At 70.2% G+C, this 20760-nt stretch carries 18 protein-coding genes; 5 read left to right on the top strand and 13 right to left on the bottom strand.

Annotation, left to right across the window (positions count from 1 at the left end; genetic code table 11):
- Window positions 1–66 precede the first annotated feature (66 nt).
- Window positions 67–2013, top strand: coding sequence for a Stk1 family PASTA domain-containing Ser/Thr kinase (gene pknB, locus F6A08_RS13415; protein ID WP_151459667.1), 1947 nt, complete (start codon window positions 67–69; stop codon window positions 2011–2013).
- 90 nt (window positions 2014–2103) lie between these two features.
- Here pknB and F6A08_RS13420 read toward each other — a convergent pair whose 3' ends face one another.
- Both F6A08_RS13420 and F6A08_RS13425 read right to left on the bottom strand, forming a co-directional pair.
- A complete protein-coding gene (locus F6A08_RS13420) occupies window positions 2104–3444 on the bottom strand; it encodes a class II 3-deoxy-7-phosphoheptulonate synthase (protein ID WP_151459668.1) in 1341 nt (446 codons plus the stop codon).
- 47 nt (window positions 3445–3491) lie between these two features.
- The gene (locus F6A08_RS13425) at window positions 3492–4181 is read right to left on the bottom strand and encodes a lysophospholipid acyltransferase family protein (RefSeq protein WP_017202860.1); all 690 of its coding nucleotides are present in this window, start codon (window positions 4179–4181) and stop codon (window positions 3492–3494) included.
- A 151-nt stretch (window positions 4182–4332) separates the two neighbouring features.
- Between F6A08_RS13425 and F6A08_RS13430 the strand changes: the two genes are divergently transcribed.
- Complete coding sequence (locus tag F6A08_RS13430) at window positions 4333–6162, top strand: AMP-dependent synthetase/ligase (RefSeq protein WP_017202861.1); 1830 nt, start codon at window positions 4333–4335, stop codon at window positions 6160–6162.
- Between the two features lie 59 nt (window positions 6163–6221).
- Here F6A08_RS13430 and def read toward each other — a convergent pair whose 3' ends face one another.
- The 3 genes from def to F6A08_RS13445 all read right to left on the bottom strand — a co-directional run bounded on the left by def (window position 6222) and on the right by F6A08_RS13445 (window position 11867).
- Window positions 6222–6713 (bottom strand): peptide deformylase, encoded by a 492-nt coding sequence (def, locus tag F6A08_RS13435; protein ID WP_017202862.1) that lies wholly within the window; start codon window positions 6711–6713, stop codon window positions 6222–6224.
- A complete protein-coding gene (locus F6A08_RS13440; protein ID WP_151459669.1) occupies window positions 6713–8392 on the bottom strand; it encodes a nucleotide-binding protein in 1680 nt (559 codons plus the stop codon). Before F6A08_RS13440 ends, def begins: the two co-directional genes overlap by 1 nt.
- 67 nt (window positions 8393–8459) lie before the next feature.
- Window positions 8460–11867 (bottom strand): pyruvate carboxylase, encoded by a 3408-nt coding sequence (locus F6A08_RS13445; protein WP_151459670.1) that lies wholly within the window; start codon window positions 11865–11867, stop codon window positions 8460–8462.
- A gap of 93 nt (window positions 11868–11960) precedes the next feature.
- Here F6A08_RS13445 and F6A08_RS13450 point away from each other — a divergent pair, with 93 nt between their 5' ends.
- Window positions 11961–12773: a ParA family protein gene (locus F6A08_RS13450; protein WP_026049812.1), complete on the top strand. Its 813-nt coding sequence runs from the start codon at window positions 11961–11963 to the stop codon at window positions 12771–12773.
- Window positions 12774–12846: 73 nt separating this feature from the next.
- Here the strand turns inward: F6A08_RS13450 and F6A08_RS13455 are convergent, their stop codons facing one another.
- The 3 genes from F6A08_RS13455 to F6A08_RS13465 form a co-directional block, all read right to left on the bottom strand.
- Window positions 12847–13392 carry a MerR family transcriptional regulator gene (locus F6A08_RS13455; RefSeq protein ID WP_017202866.1) on the bottom strand — a complete coding sequence of 182 codons (546 nt, stop codon included), beginning with the start codon at window positions 13390–13392 and terminating at the stop codon, window positions 12847–12849.
- A 100-nt stretch (window positions 13393–13492) separates the two neighbouring features.
- The gene (ftsR, locus tag F6A08_RS13460; RefSeq protein WP_017202867.1) at window positions 13493–14176 is read right to left on the bottom strand and encodes a transcriptional regulator FtsR; all 684 of its coding nucleotides are present in this window, start codon (window positions 14174–14176) and stop codon (window positions 13493–13495) included.
- Window positions 14176–14661: an FHA domain-containing protein gene (locus tag F6A08_RS13465; RefSeq protein ID WP_017202868.1), complete on the bottom strand. Its 486-nt coding sequence runs from the start codon at window positions 14659–14661 to the stop codon at window positions 14176–14178. Before F6A08_RS13465 ends, ftsR begins: the two co-directional genes overlap by 1 nt.
- A 100-nt stretch (window positions 14662–14761) precedes the next feature.
- Between F6A08_RS13465 and F6A08_RS13470 the strand changes: the two genes are divergently transcribed.
- On the top strand, window positions 14762–15412 hold the full coding sequence (locus tag F6A08_RS13470; protein ID WP_151459671.1) for a copper resistance protein CopC: 651 nt from the start codon (window positions 14762–14764) through the stop codon (window positions 15410–15412).
- Window positions 15413–15421: 9 nt separating this feature from the next.
- Entirely contained in the window at window positions 15422–16819 is a 1398-nt protein-coding gene (gene lpdA, locus F6A08_RS13475) for a dihydrolipoyl dehydrogenase (RefSeq protein WP_151459672.1), read from the top strand.
- Between the two features lie 57 nt (window positions 16820–16876).
- On the opposite strand, the gene F6A08_RS13480 is transcribed toward lpdA, so the two are convergent.
- From F6A08_RS13480 to F6A08_RS13500, 5 genes are all read right to left on the bottom strand, one after another.
- Complete coding sequence (locus tag F6A08_RS13480; protein ID WP_151459673.1) at window positions 16877–17998, bottom strand: FAD-dependent oxidoreductase; 1122 nt, start codon at window positions 17996–17998, stop codon at window positions 16877–16879.
- Window positions 17985–18704, bottom strand: coding sequence for a methyltransferase domain-containing protein (locus tag F6A08_RS13485; protein ID WP_151459674.1), 720 nt, complete (start codon window positions 18702–18704; stop codon window positions 17985–17987). The genes F6A08_RS13480 and F6A08_RS13485 overlap by 14 nt, the downstream gene beginning before the upstream one ends.
- Window positions 18701–19858, bottom strand: coding sequence for a type III polyketide synthase (locus F6A08_RS13490; RefSeq protein WP_151459675.1), 1158 nt, complete (start codon window positions 19856–19858; stop codon window positions 18701–18703). The genes F6A08_RS13485 and F6A08_RS13490 overlap by 4 nt, the downstream gene beginning before the upstream one ends.
- Window positions 19859–19921: 63 nt before the next feature.
- On the bottom strand, window positions 19922–20536 hold the full coding sequence (locus F6A08_RS13495) for a CYTH domain-containing protein (RefSeq protein WP_151459676.1): 615 nt from the start codon (window positions 20534–20536) through the stop codon (window positions 19922–19924).
- Complete coding sequence (locus F6A08_RS13500; RefSeq protein WP_017202875.1) at window positions 20529–20741, bottom strand: hypothetical protein; 213 nt, start codon at window positions 20739–20741, stop codon at window positions 20529–20531. The genes F6A08_RS13495 and F6A08_RS13500 overlap by 8 nt, the downstream gene beginning before the upstream one ends.
- Between the last annotated feature and the right edge of the window lie 19 nt (window positions 20742–20760).

Here is a 20760-nt window from a genome sequence, read left to right on the forward strand (position 1 = left end):
AAACCCGAAGCCCCCAGGGGTGAGCCGCTCCCCTGCCTTTCAGGCAGTTCTCCATAGAATTCTGACGTGACGACCAATCAGCAGGCCGACCCCCTCATCGGGCGGCTTGTCGACGGCCGGTATCGCGTGCGCGCCCGGATCGCTCGCGGTGGGATGGCCACGGTCTACGTGGCGACCGATCTCCGCCTCGAACGGCGCATCGCCCTGAAGGTGATGCACGCGCACCTCAGCGACGACTCCGCCTTCCAGAGCAGGTTCATCCAGGAGGCCCGTGCGGCAGCCCGGCTGGCCGACCCCCATGTCGTGAACGTGTTCGACCAGGGCCAGGACGGCGAGCTCGCCTACCTGGTCATGGAGTACCTGCCCGGGATCACGCTCCGCGAGCTGCTCCGCGAGCAGAAGCGGCTGACGGTGCCGCAGACGATCACGATCATGGACGCGATCCTCGCGGGGCTCTCCGCCGCGCATCGCGCCGGCATCGTGCACCGCGACGTCAAACCCGAGAACGTGCTCCTCGCCGAGGACGGCCGCATCAAGATCGGGGACTTCGGCCTGGCTCGAGCGACCACGGCGAACACGGCGACCGGGCAGCAGCTGCTCGGCACCATCGCCTATCTCGCCCCCGAACTCGTCACGCGGGGCACCGCGGATGCCCGCAGCGACATCTACGCCCTCGGCATCATGCTGTACGAGATGCTCGTCGGCGAGCAGCCCTACAAGGGCGAGCAGCCCATGCAGATCGCGTTCCAGCACGCCACGGAGTCGGTGCCGCGTCCGAGCGTGCGCAATCCGGCGGTGCCGGAGCAGCTCGACGAGCTCGTGCTGTGGGCGACCGAGAAGTCGCCGGACGAGCGGCCGGACGACGCGCAGCAGATGCTCGAGCGGCTGCGGGCGATCGAGCGCGAGCTCGGCATCGCCCCGGCGACCGCTCGGGCCACGGCTCCGCAACACAGCCAGGGCGACTCCGGCGACCTCACCAAGGTCATGCCGGGGACGATGGTGATCGCGGATCCCACCGCGCCGGCACCCGTCACGGTGGACAACGCGACACTGCTGCGTCGGCGGGCCTCAAAGCGTCGCGCGCGCGGCGCGTTCCTGCTCACGCTGGTCCTGCTGCTGGCGGTGCTCGCCGGAGGGGTCGGCTGGTGGTTCGGCTCCGGACCCGGATCGCTGGTCGCCGTGCCGGGTGTCTCCGGCGGGACCTACGACGAGGCAGCGGCCGCCCTCACCGAAGCGGGCTTCGTCCCGAGCCAGAAGGACCAGTTCTCGATCGACATCGACAAGGGAACCGTGATCGAGACCGATCCCGCGGAGGGGACACGGCTGGACAAGGGCGACCCGGTCACCGTCATCGTGTCGGCGGGCCCGGCCAACCACACCCTCGACGCCCTCAACGGCCGCGCCGAGCAGGACGCCCGCGACTACCTGGCCAGCCTCAACGTCAACGTCGCGGAGAAGTCGCTCGTGCTCTTCTCCGATGCCGATGCCGGCATCGTGATCAACGCCTACGTCACGCCGCGCGCGGGCGGCGACGCCTACGCCTGCGGCGAAGGCTGCGAGGTGTTCGAAGACGACTCGGTCGAGCTGTACGTCTCGGCTGGCGCGTTCCCCGACGTGTCCGGAATGTCCGTCGACGAGGCGCGATCGACGCTCACCGACAAGGGCCTCGTGGTCGGCGACGACCCCCAGTACGTGTTCAGCGACAACACCGACCGCGACATCGTGATCGGCGTCGCCGACCGCGCCGAGGAAGGCAACTGGCGCCCCGGGGACAACGTCCAGCTCATCGTGTCGAAGGGCCCGGAGCTGTTCCCGGTCCCCGACGTCTCGGGCAAGACCCTGAACGAGGCGAAGCGGATCCTCTCCGACGCCGGCTTCAAGGCGACCTACGCCGCCTGGGGCGACCTGCCCGGATTCGCCGAGATGGCGACCGTGACGGGACAGGACCCCGGCTCCGACAAGTCGCTCCCCCGCAACGGCACCGTGAACCTCTCCATCCAGCTCACGGGATGAGGTGCGCGCCGACCGGCCGCATCGACCACGCTCACGTGAAAGCGCCCTCCCGACGGATCGGGAGGGCGCTTTCGCGTGCAGGGCTCGGCGTCAGCGCTTCTCGAGCTCCTCGGCCACGAGGAAGGCCAGCTCGAGCGACTGCATGTGGTTCAGGCGCGGGTCGCACAGGCTCTCGTAGCGGGTCGCGAGCGCCGCTTCGTCGATCTGCTCGGATCCCCCGAGGCACTCGGTGACGTCGTCTCCGGTGAGCTCGACGTGGATGCCGCCCGGGAACGTCCCGACCGCGCGGTGCGCTTCGAAGAAGCCGCGCACCTCGTCGACCACGTCGTCGAAGCGACGGGTCTTGTAGCCGGTCGGCGTGGTGATCCCGTTGCCGTGCATCGGGTCGGTGACCCACAGCGGCTGCGCCCCGGATTCGCGGACGGCCTCCAGCAGCGGCGGCAGCGCGTCGCGGATCTTGCCCGCACCCATGCGGGTGATGAACGTCAGTCGACCGGGCTCGCGATCCGGATCCAGCTTGTCGATCAGGGCGAGCGCGGTCTCCGGCGAGGTCGTCGGGCCGAGCTTGACGCCGATCGGGTTGCGGATCTTGGAGAAGTAGTCGACGTGGGCGCCGTCGAGCTCACGCGTGCGCTCCCCGATCCACAGGAAGTGCGCCGAGGTGTTGTACGGGGTGTCCGTCCGCGAGTCGATCCGCGTCATCGGGCGCTCGTAGTCCATGAGCAGACCCTCGTGACCGGTGAAGAACTCGACGCGCTTGAGCTCGTCGAAGTCGGCGCCGGCGGCCTCCATGAACTTGATCGCACGATCGATCTCGGCGGCCATGCGCTCGTAGCGCTGGTTGGCCGGGTTCTGCGCGAAGCCCTTGTTCCACGAGTGCACCTCGCGGAGGTCCGCGAAGCCGCCCTGGGTGAACGCGCGGATCAGATTCAGCGTCGAGGCGGCGGTGTGGTAGCCCTGGAGCAGGCGACCGGGGTCGGCCGTGCGCGAGCCCTCGGTGAAGTCGTAGCCGTTGACGATGTCGCCGCGGTATGCCGGGAGGGTGACCTCGCCGCGCGTCTCGGTGTCGCTCGAGCGGGGCTTGGCGAACTGTCCCGCCATGCGACCCATCTTGACGATCGGCATGGAGGCGCCGTAGGTCAGGACGACGGCCATCTGCAGCACCGTCTTGATCCGGTTGCGGATCTGCTCCGCCGTCGCGCCGGCGAACGTCTCGGCGCAGTCGCCGCCCTGGAGGAGGAAGGCCTGTCCGGATGCCGCACGAGCGAGACGGTCACGCAGGTTGTCGACCTCACCGGCGAAGACCAGCGGCGGGAGCGTCGCGATCTGCTGGGAGACGTCGGCGACGCGGTCCGCGTCCGGCCACTGCGGCTGCTGCTTGATGGGAAGCGAGCGCCATGCATCAAGGGCTTCGATGTGGTGCGGGAGCATGCGTTCCAGCCTAGTGGTCGCGCGCGATGCCGAGCTCCGCGCCGAGGCTATGTGACGCGGGCGGGAAGACGGTCCTTCACCGTCGAGGCGTAGACGTCCTCGTACTGCTGCTCGCCCAGTCGCTGCAGGGCCACCATGATCTCGTCGGTGACCGAACGCAGGATGTAGCGGTCGTTCTCCATGCCCGCGTATCGGGAGAAGTCGAGCGGCTCCCCGATGACGATGCCGACGCGCACGACGCGGGGCAGCCGTCGGCCGATCGGCATCGCGGTGTCGGTGTCGACCATGATCACCGGGACCACGGGGACCTTGGCCTCCAGCGCCATCCGGGCGATGCCGGTGCGGCCGCGGTAGAGCTTGCCGTCGGGGCTCCGCGTGCCCTCGGGATAGATCCCGAGCAGGTCGCCGCCGCCGAGCACCTGCAGCCCGGTGTTCAAGGACGCCTCCGACGCCTTGCCACCCGATCGATCGATGGGGATCTGGCCGGTGGCCTTCATGAAGAACTTCGTCGCCCACCCCTTGAGGCCGCGACCCGTGAAGTAGTCGCTCTTGGCGAGGAACGACATCGGCCGGTCGATCACGAGCGGCAGGAAGATCGAGTCGGCGAAGGAGAGATGGTTGCTGGCGAGGATCGCGGCGCCGTTCGCGGGCACGTTCTTCCGACCCACGATCCAGGGGCGGAACACCGCCTTGACCACGGGGCCGATCACGACGTACTTCATCAGCCAGTAGAACATCGAGGTGAAGTCTAGCGCCGCGTCCGCGATCCGCCGGTGTCCGGTTCGCCGAGCCCGCCGCCGCGCGACCCAGTTCCACCTCATCCGCGACCGGGTGTCATGCCCTAGACTCGAACGACACCCGTGCCCGACCGGTACCGAAGGAGCTGCCGTGGTCCAGTTTGAAGTCCCCGCGATCGTCCCCGCCGACCCCGATGCGAACGTCGCCGACCTCCTGGTGAAGCGCGTCGAAGCCACTCCCGATCGCGCCCTGTTCTCGGTGCCGGAAGGCGACGGCTGGCGCGACATCTCCGCCGCCGATTTCCAGACCGCCGTGATCGCGCTGGCGAAGGGCTTCGTCTCCGCCGGCATCCAGCCCGGCGAGAAGGTCGGCTTCCTCGCGCGCACGACGTACGAGTGGACGCTCGTCGACTTCGCCCTGTTCTACGCCGGCGCGGTGATGGTGCCGATCTACGAGACGAGCTCCCCGTCCCAGATCCAGTGGATCCTGGAGGACTCCGGAGCCACCGCCCTGATCGTCGAGTCGCCGGAGCACTTCGCCCGTGTCGACGAGGTGCGCGGCGACCTCCCCCTCATCCGCGAGGTGTGGCAGCTGCACCTGGGAGCCATCGACACCCTCACCGCGCAGGGCGTCTCCGTGGCGGACGAGGAGATCGCGCGGCGCCGCTCCCTCGCGGTCGGATCCGACATCGCCACCCTCATCTACACCTCGGGGTCGACCGGCCGGCCGAAGGGCTGCGTGCTCACGCACAGCAACTTCGTCGAGCTCGCCCGCAACTCCGCCAAGGCGCTCGACGAGGTCGTCCAGACGCCCGGGGCCTCGACGCTGCTCTTCATCACGACCGCGCACGTGTTCGCCCGGTTCATCTCGATCCTCGATGTGCACGCCGGTGTGCGGACCGGACACCAGCCGGACACCCGCCAGCTCCTCCCCGCTCTCGGCTCGTTCAAGCCCACCTTCCTGCTCGCCGTCCCTCGCGTCTTCGAGAAGGTGTACAACTCGGCCGAGCAGAAGGCGGAGGCCGGGGGCAAGGGCAAGATCTTCCGCGCCGCGGCCGACGTCGCGATCGAGCACTCGAAGCTGCTCGAAGAAGGCAAGAAGATCCCGTTCGGGATGAAGCTCAAGTTCGCCCTGTTCAACAAGCTCGTCTACAGCAAGCTCCGCGAGGCCATGGGCGGCAAAGTCGTGTACGCCGTCTCGGGCTCCGCTCCCCTCGGCTCGCGCCTGGGGCACTTCTTCCACAGCCTCGGCGTCGTCATCCTCGAGGGCTACGGCCTCACCGAGACGACGGCTCCGGCGACGGTGAACCTCGCCGACAAGTCAAAGATCGGCACGGTCGGCCCCGCCCTCCCCGGTGTCGGCGTCCGTCTCGCCGACGACGGCGAGGTCGAGGTGCGCGGCATCAACGTGTTCAAGGAGTACTGGAACAACCCGGAGGCGACGGCCGAGGCGTTCAGCGACGGCGGCTGGTTCCACACGGGCGACATCGGCAGCTTCGACTCCGAGGGGTTCCTCACGATCACGGGGCGCAAGAAGGAGATCATCGTCACGGCCGGCGGCAAGAACGTCGCGCCCGCCGCCCTCGAGGACCCGATCCGCGCGAACCCGATCATCGGCCAGGTCGTCGTGGTCGGCGACCAGCGCCCCTTCATCTCGGCGCTGATCACCCTCGACCCGGAGATGCTCCCCACCTGGCTCGCGAACAACGGCCTGGAGGCGGGTATGTCGCTCGCGGACGCCGCGAAGAACCCGGCCGTCCGTGCCGAGGTGCAGCGCGCGGTGGATGCCGCGAACGGCCGGGTCTCCCGTGCGGAGTCCATCCGCAAGTTCACGATCCTCGAGTCGGAGTGGACCGAGGCCTCGGGGCACCTCACCCCCAAGCTCTCGATCAAGCGGAACATCATCATGAACGACTTCGCGGACGAGATCGCCGCGATCTACGACGAGCCCGTGGCGACGACGAACGTCCCGATCGGCTGACGTCCTCGACACGAAGAAGGGCCCCGCCTGCGCGGGGCCCTTCTTCGTGTCGCCGGGGTTCAGAACCAGGAGCTCTCGCGGACCTCGCGCATCGCGATCTTGCGCGTCTCGGGGTCGAGCCGTGACAGGAACAGCTTGCCGTCGAGGTGGTCGGTCTCATGCTGCAGCGCCTGGGCGAGCAGCCCTTCGCCCTCCAGCACCACGGCCTCGCCGTCGAGGTCGATGCCTTCGACGCGGGCCCAGGGGTGGCGCAGCGCGTCGTGCCACAGACCGGGCACGGAGAGGCATCCCTCCCCTGTCGGCACCGGCTCGCCGCGCACCTCGGTCAGCACCGGGTTCAGGACGTACCCGATGTCGCCGTCGATGTTGTAGCTGAAGGCACGAAGCGCGACGCCGATCTGCGGGGCGGCGACACCGGCCCTGCCGGGAAGCTCGACGGTCTCCACGAGGTCGGCGACGAGGGCCCGCACGCCGTCGTCGATCTCCTCGATCGGCGCGCACACCGTCCGCAGGACGGGGTCGCCGAAGATGCGGATCTCACGGACCGCCATCAGGCGGCCCTGGCCCGCAGGCCCTCGACGAGCAGCGCCGCGAGCTCACGCGCGGCGACCCGCGTCTCGGGCAGCAGGTTCGCGAAGACGATCGTGCCGCCTCCCGCGATCTGCGGGTCGTACGGGACGCGGACGACGCTGCGTGCGCGGGTCGCGAAGTGCGCCTGGAGCTCGTTCAGGCGCACCAGCGGGGTGCCAGGCGTGGACTGGTTGAGCACGACGATCGCCTCGCGCGCCTGCTCCGCATAGCCGTTGGTCTCCAGCCACGTGAGCGTCTCGGACGCCAGACGGGCCTCGTCGACGCTGAGCCCGGAGACGATGACGATCTGGTCCGCGAGGTCCAGCGTCGCCGACATCACGGAGTGGACGATCCCGGTGCCCGTGTCGGTCAGGACCAGCGAGTAGTAGTGCGCCGCGACATCGGCGACGTCGCGGTAGTCGCTGTCGCTGAACGCCTCGGCGATGCGCGGATCGGCGTCGGAGGCGAGCACGTCCAGCCGCGTCGCGTCCCTGGCCACGATCGCCGAGATGTCGTGGTAGCCCTTGACGTCGTCGTGGATCCGCACCAGATCCCGCACGGACTTGCTGTGGTGGGGCCGCACGATCCGCTCGGCCAGAGTGCCCCGGTCGGGATTCGCGTCGACGGCGATCACACGGTCCTCCCTGGCATCGGCCAACGCCATGCCGAGGAGCGCCGTGATGGTCGTCTTGCCCACGCCGCCCTTGCGCGACAGCACGGGGACGAACCGCGCGCCGCCGGCCAGCGGAGCAGCGATCCGCGCCGACAGCGCCTTGCGCTCACGCGCGCGCCGTCCGTCGCCGATGTTGATGCGGCGTCCGGAGACCGCGTACAGGAAGTGACTCCACGCACCCTCCGGCTCGGGCTTCGCCACCCGATGCGGGTCGAGCAGCCGATCCGCGGTGAGGAGGTCGGCCGACTCCCGGGAGGACTCCCCCAGGTCGTCGAGGCGCTTGGAGGTGAGCGTGACGTCCGTGCGCGGCGTGGTCCTCACGGGCTGCGGCACGACGGAGCGGTCTTCGGGGCTGGACACGGTCGGGGTCTCCTTCTCGGCGGATGCCTGCACGGGCGACGACGTCGCAGGGCGATCGGCTCCGTTCTCGCTGCGGGCCTTGGCGAGGAACCGGGCGGCCGCCGCCCGCTCGTCCGCGAGGTCGTCCGCGTCGCGCTCCTCCACGTCCGGGGTCGACGCCGCGGTCGACTCCCGCCGCTCGGCGTCGGGGTTCGGGTCCTCGACGACATCGGCGTCGACGACGTCCTCCGTCGTCGTCGAGAGGGCTGAGACGTCGATCACGATGGGCTCGGCGACGGAGGGCTGCTCGATCTCACCCGTCACCGCCGACTCCTCCTCCACCTTCGCGGTGCTCGCGGAGGTGGACTCGGCGATCTCCGGTTTCGCGCGCTCCGCCGGCGGCATCGGGGCCGTCGCGATCTTCGGCTTCCGGTCCGCCTCACGCGGAGGGTCGATCACGAGGTCGCCGATGACCTCGCCCTCGACGATCCCGTCGTCGGCGAGGTCGTCATCCTCGTCCTTCGGCAGCGTCACGCTCACCTGAGCGGTCCTGCCGAGGATGCCGATGCCTGCCGTGTCGAGCGACGCGGCTTCGTCCAGCACCCCCAGCGGGTTGTCCTCGGGGTCAGCGGTGTTCTTCGGTGTCACGATTGTCACTCCCAGCCTGCGCGAGCCTCGGGTGCGCACCTGGTGCGCGGCCCTCGCCCGCACAAGATTAGTGCGCCGGACGGATGACGACCAAAAGATCTCCCGCGTCGACCTGCTGCGTCTCGGCGATCGCGTGGCGCTCGATGATGCCGTCGACGGGCGCCGTGATGGCCGCCTCCATCTTCATCGCCTCGATCGACGCGACCGGCTCCCCGGCCCGGACGGCGGAGCCGATCTCGGCCTTGAGAGTGACCACGCCGGAGAAGGGCGCCGCGACCTGACCGGGCACGGAGGTGTCCGCCTTCTCCACCTCGTGCGCATCGACGGAGACCGAGCGGTCGCGCACGAAGACCGGACGCAGCTGTCCGTTCAGCGTCGTCATGACCGTACGCATGCCCTTGTCGTCCGCGTCGCCGATCGCTTCCAGACCCACGTAGAGACGCACGCCGCGATCGATCTCGACCTGGTGCTCCTGCCCCTGCACGAGCCCGTACAGGTAGTCGCTCGTGTCGAGCACCGACAGGTCGCCGAACAGCTCCCGTCGCTCGGCGAACTCCGCGGTGGGTGCGGGGAAGAGCAGCGTGTTCAGTCGCGAGCGCCGTTCCGCGCTCGTCCCGCCGAGGGCCTTCTCGTCATCGGCCGAGATCGCGGTGAGCCCGGTGCGCACCGAGCGACCGGCGAGCACCTTGGTGCGGAAGGGCTCCGGCCACCCCCCTGGCAGGTCGCCCAGCTCTCCGGCCATGAACCCGACGACCGAATCCGGCACGTCGTACTTCTCGGGGTTGGCCTCGAAGTCGGCGGGATCCGCCTTGACCGCGGCGAGGTGGAGCGCCAGGTCGCCGACGACCTTCGACGACGGCGTCACCTTCGGCACGCGTCCGAGGATGCGATCGGCGGCGGCGTACATGTCCTCGATGAGTTCGAAGTCGTCCGCCAGTCCGAGCGCCTTCGCCTGCTGGCGCAGGTTCGACAGCTGCCCGCCAGGGATCTCGTGGTGGTAGACGCGGCCTGTGGGCCCGGGAAGCCCGGACTCGAACGGCGCGTACTGACGGCGCACCGCCTCCCAGTACGGCTCGAGGTCCGAGACGCCGGCCAGGGAGATGCCGCTGTCGCGATCCGTGTGCGCGAGCGCGGCCACGAGGGACGACAGCGACGGCTGACTGGTGGTACCGGAAAGCGGAGCCGAGGCGGCATCGACCGCGTCGACACCCGCGGCGCTGGCCGCGAGGAGGGTCGCGAGCTGGCCGCCGGGGGTGTCATGCGTGTGCAGGTGGACGGGGAGGTCGAACCGCTCCCGCAGCGCCGACACGAGCTTCGCCGCGGCCGCGGGACGCAGCAGACCCGCCATGTCCTTGATCGCGATGATGTGCGCGCCCGCGGCGACGATCTGGTCCGCGAGGCCGAGGTAGTAGTCGAGCGTGTAGAGATCCTCCGCCGGGTCGAGGAGGTCGCCGGTGTAGCAGAGGGCGACCTCGGCGACGGCCGTGCCGGTGTTCCGCACGGCCTCGATCGCCGGGCGCATCTGCTCGACGTCGTTGAGCGCGTCGAAGATCCGGAAGATGTCGACGCCGCTGGCCGCCGCCTCCGCGACGAAGGCCTCGGTGACCGCGGTGGGGTAGGGCGTGTAGCCGACCGTGTTGCGTCCGCGCAGCAGCATCTGGATCGCGATGTTCGGCAAGGCCGCGCGCAGCTTGTCCAGCCGCTCCCACGGGTCCTCGCCGAGGAACCGCAGCGCGACGTCGTAGGTCGCCCCTCCCCAGGCCTCGACCGAGAGCAGTCCAGGGGTCAGCCGCGCGAGGTAGGGCGCAGCGGCGACCAGATCCTTCGTCCGCACGCGGGTCGCCAGCAGCGACTGGTGCGCGTCGCGGAACGTCGTGTCGGTGATGGCCAGCGCGGTCTGCTCGCGCAGGCTGCGGGCGAAGCCCTCGGGTCCGAGCTCGAGCAGACGCTGCCGGGAACCGGGCGTCGGCTCGGCGGTCAGGTCGATCTCCGGCAGCTTGGTAACCGGGTCGACGACGCCGGGGTGGGCGCCGTGCGGCTTGTTGACGGTGACGTCGACCAGCCAGTTCAGCAGCTTCGTGCCGCGGTCCTTCGACACGCGCCCGCGCAGCAGCTCCGGGCGCTCGTCGATGAACGAGGTGCTGACATCCCCCGCGATGAAGGCGTCGTCCTCGAGGAGCGCCTGCAGGAAGGGGATGTTGGTCGAGACGCCGCGGATGCGGAACTCCGCGAGGGCACGGCGCGCCCGCGCGACGGCGGCCGGGAAGTCCCTCCCACGGCAGGTCAGCTTCGCGAGCATGGAGTCGAAGTGCGGGCTGATCTGCGCGCCCTGGTGCACCGTGCCGCCGTCGAGGCGGATGCCGGCGCCACCCGGAGAGCGGTACGTGGTGATCTTCCCCGTGTCGGGACGGAATCCCTGGGTCGGGTCCTCGGTCGTGATCCGGCACTGCAGCGCGGCTCCGCGCAGGTGCAGGTTCTCCTGCTGCAGCCCCAGCTCGGCGAGGGTCTGCCCGGCGGCGATGCGCATCTGGCTCTGCACCAGGTCGACGTCGGTGACCTCCTCGGTGACCGTGTGCTCGACCTGGATCCGCGGGTTCATCTCGATGAAGACGACCTCGCCGGCGCGCTCCCCCGCCGTCTCCAGCAGGAACTCGACGGTGCCGGCGTTCTCGTACCCGATCGAGCGGGCGAAGGCGACCGCGTAGCCGTGCAGCGCGGTGCGGATGTCGTCGTCCAGGTTCGGCGCGGGAGCGATCTCGACGACCTTCTGGTGACGCCGCTGCACCGAGCAGTCGCGCTCGAACAGGTGCACGGTCTCGCCGGTCTTGTCGGCGAGGATCTGCACCTCGATGTGCCGTGGGCGCACCACCGCCTGCTCCAGGAACATCCGCGGGTCGCCGAAGGCGCTTTCGGCCTCGCGCATCGCCTCGGCCAGCGCGGGGGCGAGTTCACCGAAGGTCTCCACCCGCCGCATCCCGCGACCGCCGCCGCCGGCGACGGCCTTGGCGAACAGCGGGAACCCGATCTCCTGCGCCTGCGCGACGAGCGCATCGACGTCGTCGGACGCCTCGGTGGAGCGCAGGACGGGCACTCCGGCCTCGACCGCGTGCCGCTTCGCCTCGACCTTGTTGCCCGCCATCTCGAGCACCGACGAGGGCGGCCCGATGAAGACGATGCCGTTCGCCGCCGCCTTCGCCGCGAGCTCGGGGTTCTCGGAGAGGAACCCGTAGCCGGGGTAGATGGCGTCCGCGCCGGATTCGAGGGCGACGCGGATGATCTCGTCGACGTTCAGGTAGGCGCGGACAGGATGACCGCGCTCCCCGATCTCGTACGCCTCATCGGCCTTCAGCCGATGCACCGAGCCGCGGTCTTCATGGGGGAAGACCGCGACGGTGCGCGCTCCCACCTCGACAGCCGCACGGAATGCGCGGATCGCGATCTCACCACGGTTCGCCACAAGGATCTTCTGGAACATGCACACCTCTGTGAGCTCGATGCGCAGCGTTTTCGATGCGCATGGGGCGGGGCTGAGTGTTCCCCCAGCCTAGGGGAAGGTAACGTGGTGTCCGTGCACGTACTCAGCGTCAGCTCTCTCAAGGGAGGCGTCGGCAAGACGACCGTGACACTCGGGTTGGCCTCCGCGGCCTTCGCCCGGGGCGTCCGGACGCTCGTCGTCGACCTCGACCCGCAGTCCGACGTCTCCACCGGGATGGACATCCAGGTGGCCGGACGACTCAACATCGCCGATGTCCTGGCGAACCCGAAGGAGAAGGTCGTCCGCCAGGCGATCACCTCCAGCGGCTGGGCGAAGGTGCACCCCGGCACGATCGACGTGCTCATCGGCAGCCCGTCCGCCATCAACTTCGACGGACCGCACCCGAGCGTCCGCGACGTGTGGAAGCTCGAAGAGGCACTCGCCTCCGTCGAGGCCGACTACGACCTCGTGCTGGTCGACTGCGCACCGTCGCTGAACGCGCTCACCCGCACCGCGTGGGCGGCCAGCGACCGCGTCATGGTCGTCACCGAGCCCGGACTGTTCTCCGTCGCCGCCGCCGACCGCGCCCTCCGCGCGATCGAGGAGATCCGCCGCGGCCTCTCCCCCCGACTGCAGCCGCTCGGCATCGTGGTGAACCGCGTGCGTCCGCAGTCCATCGAGCACCAGTTCCGCATCAAGGAGCTCCGCGACATGTTCGGCCCGCTCGTGCTGTCACCGCAGCTTCCCGAGCGCACCTCGCTGCAGCAGGCACAGGGCGCCGCGAAGCCGCTGCACATCTGGCCCGGCGATTCCGCTCAGGAGCTCGCCGCCGACTTCGACTCGCTGCTCGACCGCATCATCCGCACCGGACGCATCCCGGTTCCGGAGTCGGGTCCGCAGAGCTGACCCGCAGCGTCGCACGAGAAGCGAAACGGCCGTCCTCATCGAGGGCGGCCGTTCTCGTGTGTCGGGGATCCGGTCAGGCGGAGCGCTTGGCGCGACGGGCGGAGAGCTCGTCGACGGGGTCGGGAGCGGAGGCGTCGAAGGCGACGAGCGTCGACTCCACCTCGCGCAGGACCTTGCCGACCGCGATGCCGAAGACGCCCTGACCGCGGCTGACGAGGTCGATGACCTCGTCGTTCGAGGTGCAGAGGTAGACGGAGGCCCCGTCGCTCATGAGGGTGGTCCCTGCGAGGTCGCGGATGCCGGCGCGGCGCAGTTCGTCGACGGCGGTGCGGATCTGCTGCAGGGAGATGCCGGTGTCGAGCAGGCTCTTCACGAGCTTCAGGACGAGGATGTCGCGGAAGCCGTAGAGACGCTGCGACCCGGAGCCGTTGGCGCCGCGCACGGTCGGCTCGACGAGCTCGGTGCGTGCCCAGTAGTCGAGCTGGCGGTAGGTGATGCCTGCCGCGCGTGCGGCCACCGCACCGCGGTAGCCGACCTCGTCGTCCATGGCCGGAAGACCGTCCGTGAAGAGGAGTTCGGGCACGAACCGCGGGTCGCCTGCGAGCTCATCCGCATTCATCTGAAATCCTCCCTGGAACGGTTATCTTCCACGGTAGAGCAGTGCCTGGGCACCGGCAATGACATCCGTGCGACGGCGAAGGTGTGTCGCAATCAGTTCGTTACGAAAGCACGCGCGAGAGCGCGTCCTTGACGAAGAGCGAGCGCACCTCGTCGATCCGCGAGGCGAGCTCAGGGCCGAGTTCGCTCGCCTTGGCGCGTGAGGCGGCATCGGGGCGACGCAGCAGAGCGGACATGGCGGATTCGATCAGCGCGACCTCGCGCTCGGCGCCCTGACGCAGCGAGCGCAGGTGCCGCGGCTCGATGCCGTGCCTGTCCAGGGCGACCAGGCCGCGCAGCAGCTTGACGGTCGCCTCCGGATACGTCTCCTGCGCGGTGATGACGCCGGTGCTGATGGCGTCATTGAGCAGCTGCGGTCCGGCACCCGCGGCGGCGAGCAGCTCATCGCGGCGGTAGCGGCGCGGAGCAGGGGTGATCGACGGCGGCACGAGCGCCGTCGCCTCCCCGCCGGCCTCGGCCTCGTCCAGCTGCTCGCGGATGACGCTCAGCGGCAGGTAGTGGTCGCGCTGCAGCGTGAGCCCCAGGCGCAGTCGTTCGATGTCCGCGGCGGAGAACTTGCGGTAGCCCGACTCCGTGCGGGACGGGGTGACGATCCCCTGCACCTCGAGGAAACGGAGCTTGCTGGAGGTGAGGTCGGGGAACTCGGGCGTGAGCCGAGCAAGGACCTGGCCGATACTCAGCAAGCCCGCGGACGCGGAACGTTCGCGGGCGGGGGAAGCCGCCATCAGTCGTTCGCCGCCGCGCGATCGCGGGGAGAGGCGAAGAAGTTCAGGCGGAACTTGCCGACGCGCAGCTCGGCGCCGTCGGCGAGGACGCTCCGATCGACCCGCTCGCCGTTCACGTACGTGCCGTTGAGCGAACGCTGGTCGATGATCTCGAACGTCGATCCGGTGCGGGTGATCTCCGCGTGGCGACGCGAGACGGTCACGTCGTCGAAGAAGATGTCGGCCTCGGGGTGCCGGCCGACCGTCGTCACGTCGGTGTCGAGGAGGTAGCGGGCGCCGGCGAGGGCCCCCGAACGCACGAGCAGGAGCGCGGATCCCGCGGGCAGAGCCGCGATCGCGCTCTGCTCGACGTCGGTCAGTTCCACGCCGAACGGCACGAAAGACAGGTCGGAATCGTGCCCGAACGTCTGCGTCACGTCGTGGCGCTGCTCGCCGGAGCGGTGGATTGCGGCTTCTCCGGCCGGTCGGCTGTCGCTGTCTGTCACTGTGCCCTCCTGGTTGTCCAGACTAACGGATGCCGAGCCGGTCGCGGGAGGCCGCATTCACACTCAGGCGCCGCATACCGGGTATTCATAGGGTGGAGTCGTGAAGATCACCGTTCTGCGCCGCTCATCCGTCCCGATCGCCCTCGCCGCGACGCTGCTCGCCGCGTTCCTGGTCCTGTTCTCCCCGCTGTCCGCCTCCGCGCACGACGCACTCGTGTCGTCGTCCCCTGAGGCCGACGGATCCGTCGAGACCGTGCCGACAGAGCTGACCCTCACGTTCAGCGCGAAGCTGATCGACGGCGAGGGAGCGACCGAGGTCGTCGTCACCGATCCGTCCGGCGACGCGGTCACCGACGGCGCCGCCACGGTCGACGGCGCGATCGTCACGCAGCCGCTGCGCGGGACAGGCCCGGCCGGCGAGTACCACGTGATCTGGAAGGTCGTCTCGAGCGACGGCCACCCGACGTCCGGCGAGTACTCCTTCACCGTCACGGTCGGCGACAACGGCACGGCCTCCCCGACGGCCGCGCCGACCAGCGCGGCACCGGAGCAGACCGCGACCAGCGAGCCGAGCAGCACGCCGGTCGCCACGACGGCGCCCGACTCCGAGGACGCGGACGGCGGCTCGGCGTGGATCTGGATCCTGTCGATCCTCGGCATCCTGGTGGCGGCGGGAGTGGCGACCTGGCTCGCTCTGCGCGGTCGCGGCAGCGGATCCGCATCCGATTCCGGCACCCCCTCGGAGCGATAGGCTTAAGGCATGCCACACTACGACGTCGTCATCCTTGGTGCAGGTCCTGGCGGATACGTCGCTGCGGTTCGCAGCGCGCAGCTCGGTCTCTCCACCGCCATCATCGAGGAGAAGTACTGGGGTGGTGTCTGCCTCAACGTCGGCTGCATCCCCTCCAAGGCGCTCCTGAAGAACGCGGAGCTCGCGCACACCCTGAACCACAAGGCCGACTTCTTCGGGATCTCCGGAGAGTTCACGATCGACTACGGCAAGGCGTTCGACCGCAGCCGTGTGGTGGCCGACGGTCGCGTCAAGGGCATCCACTTCCTGATGAAGAAGAACAAGGTGACCGAGTACGACGGCCGCGGCACCTTCACCGGCCCGAAGGCGATCTCGGTCGCGAAGTCCAACGGCTCGACCGAAGAGGTCACGTTCGACAACGCCATCATCGCGACGGGCTCCAAGGTCCGCCTGCTCCCCGGCGTGCAGCTCAGCGACAACGTGGTGACCTACGAGGAGCAGATCCTCTCCCGCGAACTGCCGAAGTCGATCGTCATCGTCGGCGCCGGCGCCATCGGCATGGAGTTCGCCTACGTGATGACGAACTACGGCGTGAAGGTCACGATCATCGAGTTCCTCGACCGTGCGCTCCCCAACGAGGACGCCGACGTTTCGAAGGAGATCACGAAGCAGTACAAGAACTACGGCGTCGACATCCTCACCTCCACCAAGGTCGAGTCGGTCGTCGACAACGGCTCCTCGGTGACTGTCTCCTACACCGGCAAGGACGGCCAGCAGGCGTCCATCGAGGCCGACAAGGTGCTCATGTCCGTCGGGTTCGCCCCGAACGTCGAGGGCTTCGGACTGGAGAACACCGGCGTCAAGCTCACCGAGCGCGGCGCGATCGACATCGACGACCACATGCGCACCAACGTCGAGGGCATCTACGCCATCGGCGACGTGACCGCCAAGCTGCAGCTCGCCCACGTGGCCGAGGCGCAGGGTGTCGTTGCGGCCGAGACCATCGGCGGCGCGGAGACCATGACGCTGGGCGACTACCGGATGATGCCGCGGGCGACGTTCTGCTCCCCGCAGGTCGCGTCGTTCGGTCTCACCGAGCAGCAGGCCAAGGACGAGGGACGCGAGATCAAGGTCGCGACCTTCCCGTTCATGGCCAACGGCAAGGCGCACGGCCTCGGCGAGCCTGTCGGCTTCGTCAAGCTGATCGCCGACGCCGAGCACCTGGAGCTCATCGGCGCGCACATGATCGGCCCCGACGTGTCGGAGCTGCTGCCCGAGCTGACCCTCGCGCAGAAGTGGGACCTCACGGCTCTCGAGCTCGCCCGCAACGTCCACACGCACCCGACGCTGTCGGAGGCGCTGCAGGAGGGCTTCCACGGCCTCGCCGGCCACATGATCAACTTCTGATCCGTCCGGCATCGACGAAGGCCCGGTCCCGCGCATCGCGGACCGGGCCTTCGCGCGTCACAGGCCGCGCATCGTGATGAGACCGGCCGTCCACCCGCGCGCCGGCGGGGAGCCGAGCGCGCGCACCAGCCCCTCGCGTGCGGCCACGACCGGAGCAGACGCCGGAGCCCCCATCGCCATGAAGAAGGCGGAGCGGCGCTGCGCCCGCCGCGTGGTGCGCCGGACCTCCCGGGCGAAGCCGTCGAGCACCGGGACGGCGCTGGGATCCGTCCGTCGCAGGGCGGCCGCGAGCCGCAGCGCATCCGCCCAGCCGAGGTTCATCCCCTGTCCGCCGATCGGGCTCACCTCGTGGGCGGCGTCCCCGAGCAGGACGACGCGCCCGCGGTGCAGCCGCCTGGCCGCGTGCTGGGCGGCCAGGAACGAGGACACCGGTGCGGCGGGGTCGACGGCGAGCCGCTCCCCCGTCCGCTGTGCGACGACCCCGGCGAGCTCGACGGCCGAGGCGACGCACCCGCCGCCGTCCTCTCGGATGACCCAGCGCCGTCGACCACCGGGAAGCGGGAAGGACTCCACGAGACCGCCCGGCTCGAAGAACAGCGCGGCGCGGTCGTCCTCCGACGGCGCGTCGACGTCGACCATCGCGTAGAGAGCGCTGCCCGGCCGTCGCGCCCACCCCGCGCCGAACGCGTCCCGCCAGGGACTGCGCACACCGTCGGCGACCACGACCGTCGACGCGGTGTCCTCTCGGGGCCCCTCCGGCGCGTCGACGCCGACCCGCACGAACGGGCCCGTATCGCGCACCGACCGGACCGTGCACCCGAGGTGCAGCGCGTCGGGCTGAAGCGCCGCGAGGCGCGCCCGCAGCAGCTCCTCCGTACGCGGCTGGGGCAGCGTCAGGATCGGCCGGTCCGCGGTGAACGTCAGTGACGCGAGCCGTCGACCCCGGCTGCGGACCTCCCCGCCGGACAGAGCGAGCGCCTCCGCGCGCACGTCGGCTCCCACTCCGGCCGCATCGAGCGCGTCGAGACCCGGACGGTGGATGCCGATCGCCCGCGTCCCGGCGCCCTGCTCCGTTCGGCGCTCGTACACCCGGACCCGGTGGCCGTCGCGCCCCAGCAGGCAGGCGAGGAGCAGCCCGACCGGCCCGCCGCCGACCACGATCACGTCATGGTCGACCATCCGCGCCCTCCCAGCGCAGCTCGAGCCGTGCCGGCAGGTGCGACCGCACCTCCCAGCCGGACGGGGCGACCGCGGCGAGCTCGCGCGGTGTGTACGAGCGCCGGATGCTCAGGAGACCGTCGACCCGGATGAAGGAACCGGCGAGGAGGTTCCGCGCGAGCGGCCACGTTCCTGCGGCGAAGGCCGTGTAGGCCAGTCGGCTCCGGGCGATGTCGTGGTGCGACACGAGTCCGCGGGACCCGGCGAGCGTCCGGGAGTCGTCGAGGACCGTGCGCAGCTCCGCCGGCTCGAGGTGATGCAGGACATGGTTGGAGAGCACCACGTCGTAGGTGTCTCCCTCCGCCACGAGGTCTCCGGAGAACGCGTGGCGGTAGCGGATGCCCGCACCGTCGTCGTGCGCCGAGGCCCAGCGGATCGCGCGCTCGTCGGCGTCGAGGGCGGTGATGTCGGCGCCCAGCCCGTCCCGGCGCAGTCGATGTGCCAGGTAGCGGCACAGATCTCCGCCGCCGGCCCCGATGTCGAGGATCCGCAGCCGCCGCCGGGCCGCCCGCGGTCGGATGTCCTGCCGATAGAGCCGCCCTGGGCGGGAGACGATCGCGTTGACCGCGCCGAAGCGCTGATACGTGCGACCGAGAGCGTCCGCGTCCGCGTCCGGGTCGTCCATGAGCTCGACGACGTCGGCGCGCGCCGAGAGGTCGACGCTCACGATGCGGGCGCGACCACGGTCAGCAGCGCGCTCTCGGCGGTGAGCCCTGGTCCGAAGGCCATCGCCGCCACGCGGTCGCCCGCCTCCGCGCCCTCCTGCTCGAGGATGCGCTTCAGCACGAACAGCACGGTCGCGCTGGACATGTTCCCGTACTCCCGGAGCGTCTCCCGCGCGGGGCGCAGCTGCGCGTCGCTCAGCGCCATCCGCTCCTGCACGCGGTCGAGGATGCTGCGCCCGCCGGGGTGGATGGCCCAGTGACGCACCCGGTCGCCCACGCGCCCGGCGGCGAAGGCCTCGGCGAGACCGTCCTCGCGGCCGTAGAGCGGCGCGAGCGCCCCGATGATCGATTCCCCGATGATCTGCGGCACGGCGGTCGAGAGGATCATCTCGAATCCGGAGTCGCCGATCGTCCAGGCCATGTCGTCGACGCCCTCCGGCACGATCGCCGTGTGGAAGCCGTCGAGCCGGAGTGCGGGGACGGGCGTCGGCAGGTCTCTGGCGGTGACGATGCCCGCGGCCGCGCCGTCGGCGAAGAGCGAGGAGGCGACGATCGTGTCCGGGTCCTCGCTGGAGCGCAGGTGCAGCGTGCACAGCTCGACGCTCACGACCAGGACGACGGCGTCCTCATCGGCCGTGCAGAACTGGCCGGCGGCACGCAAGGCGGGCATGGAGGCGTAGCAGCCCATGAAACCCAGGTGATAGCGCTGGACCGCATCCGACAGTCCGAGGGCCCGGACGATCTCATACTCCGGACCGGGCGCGTGGAAACCGGTGCACGACACCGTGATGACGTGCGTCACATCCGCCGGGGTCAGATCCGGGTCGGCGTCGAGGGCACGGCGCGCCGCCTCGACGAACAGCTGGGACGCCTCCCGCGTGTAGAAGTCGTTGCGGGCCTTCGTGCCGGGCGAGAGCAGAAGGCCGGACGCCCGGTCGTAGAACACGGGCTCGGTCGGCTCCGCGTCCAGCGACAGCTCCTCGATCACGGTGTGACGGGTGTCGATGCCGGAGACGTTGAACGAGGTCGCCACGATGCGCTGCGCCAGGCGTCCGAGGTCGGGCTGAGCGGCGAAGACGTCGCGCACCTGCTCCTGCACGAGGACGGTCTCGGGGACGATCGTCTGCAGCGATCGAAGCACAGGCGGTCGGCTCATGGTGTCACTCAAGCACGCGACGCCGACCGGGGGGAAAGGGGTTGCGCCGGAACCGCCCGCGGCCTAGAAGCCGAGCGCGCGGGCGAGCTTGGAGTCGGACCCCGCCGGTCGTCCGCCTGCGGCGAGGACGGCCCGCTCCACGGCCTCGAAGAACGCTGCCCGTGCCGCGTCCTCGCGCGGGGCCGCAGGACCGAGCTCCACCTCCCACTCCCGCCACTCGCGCTGCACGTCGTGGCGGAGGTCCGTGGCCCGCACCCGGTCGTCGACGAACTCCGCCACGACGTCCGACCCGCTCAGGAGCAGGTAGGCGGTGCGGTCGTTCCGGATCCGGGCGAGCGGAGTGAGCACGCCGGTGGACCATTCGGAGACGGCGGCCACGACGGACACCGGGATCTCCTCGCCCTCCCCGAGCGGCCAGCCGAGTTCGAGCCGGCCGTCTCCCTGTCGCGGCCCCTTCACGTGCCAGCCCTCGTCGGGTCCGCCGGAGCGCCGACGCAGGGCCACGCCCGCGCGGGCGAGCTCGCCGTCCGCGGTGTCGAAGTACCGCGCGTCCAGGATGCGCACCTCACCGGCGGTGACCGTGTCGACGCCGGGGATCCCGGCCCAGTCCGGCAGCGGGGTGCTGTCGTCGACGTCGAACTTCCGCTCGACCTCGACGGAGCGGGACGGCTCAGTCATCCTCGAGCGTGAGGTCCTCGAGGTTCTCCTCGAACCAGTAGTCGACCTCCGTCGGTCCGTCGCCCTCGCCGGTGTTCTGCGGCTCGCCACGGCGGTTGTAGACCACCTGCGTCTCGCTGTAGGGGACGATCAGCTTGTCGTCCGCGTCCTCGAGGGGGATGATCTGCCCGTCCAGCGGGCCGCCGTGAAGTCGTGCGAGTGCCATGTGCTTCAGGGTAGACCCG

Origin of the sequence: Microbacterium algeriense, from assembly GCF_008868005.1 — a bacterium.
GTDB classification, from domain to species: Bacteria; Actinomycetota; Actinomycetes; order Actinomycetales; family Microbacteriaceae; genus Microbacterium; species Microbacterium algeriense.

Bases quoted from the DNA above. Each gene is read 5' to 3' on its own strand.
- F6A08_RS13420 (WP_151459668.1), bottom strand. From the start codon at position 3,444: ATGCTCCCGCACCACATCGAAGCCCTTGATGCATGGCGCTCGCTTCCC.
- F6A08_RS13425 (WP_017202860.1), bottom strand. From the start codon at position 4,181: ATGTTCTACTGGCTGATGAAGTACGTCGTGATCGGCCCCGTGGTCAAG.
- def (WP_017202862.1), bottom strand. From the start codon at position 6,713: ATGGCGGTCCGTGAGATCCGCATCTTCGGCGACCCCGTCCTGCGGACG.
- F6A08_RS13445 (WP_151459670.1), bottom strand. From the start codon at position 11,867: ATGTTCCAGAAGATCCTTGTGGCGAACCGTGGTGAGATCGCGATCCGC.
- F6A08_RS13455 (WP_017202866.1), bottom strand. From the start codon at position 13,392: ATGAATGCGGATGAGCTCGCAGGCGACCCGCGGTTCGTGCCCGAACTC.
- ftsR (WP_017202867.1), bottom strand. From the start codon at position 14,176: ATGGCGGCTTCCCCCGCCCGCGAACGTTCCGCGTCCGCGGGCTTGCTG.
- lpdA (WP_151459672.1), top strand. From the start codon at position 15,422: ATGCCACACTACGACGTCGTCATCCTTGGTGCAGGTCCTGGCGGATAC.
- F6A08_RS13480 (WP_151459673.1), bottom strand. From the start codon at position 17,998: ATGGTCGACCATGACGTGATCGTGGTCGGCGGCGGGCCGGTCGGGCTG.
- F6A08_RS13490 (WP_151459675.1), bottom strand. From the start codon at position 19,858: ATGAGCCGACCGCCTGTGCTTCGATCGCTGCAGACGATCGTCCCCGAG.
- F6A08_RS13495 (WP_151459676.1), bottom strand. From the start codon at position 20,536: ATGACTGAGCCGTCCCGCTCCGTCGAGGTCGAGCGGAAGTTCGACGTC.
- F6A08_RS13500 (WP_017202875.1), bottom strand. From the start codon at position 20,741: ATGGCACTCGCACGACTTCACGGCGGCCCGCTGGACGGGCAGATCATC.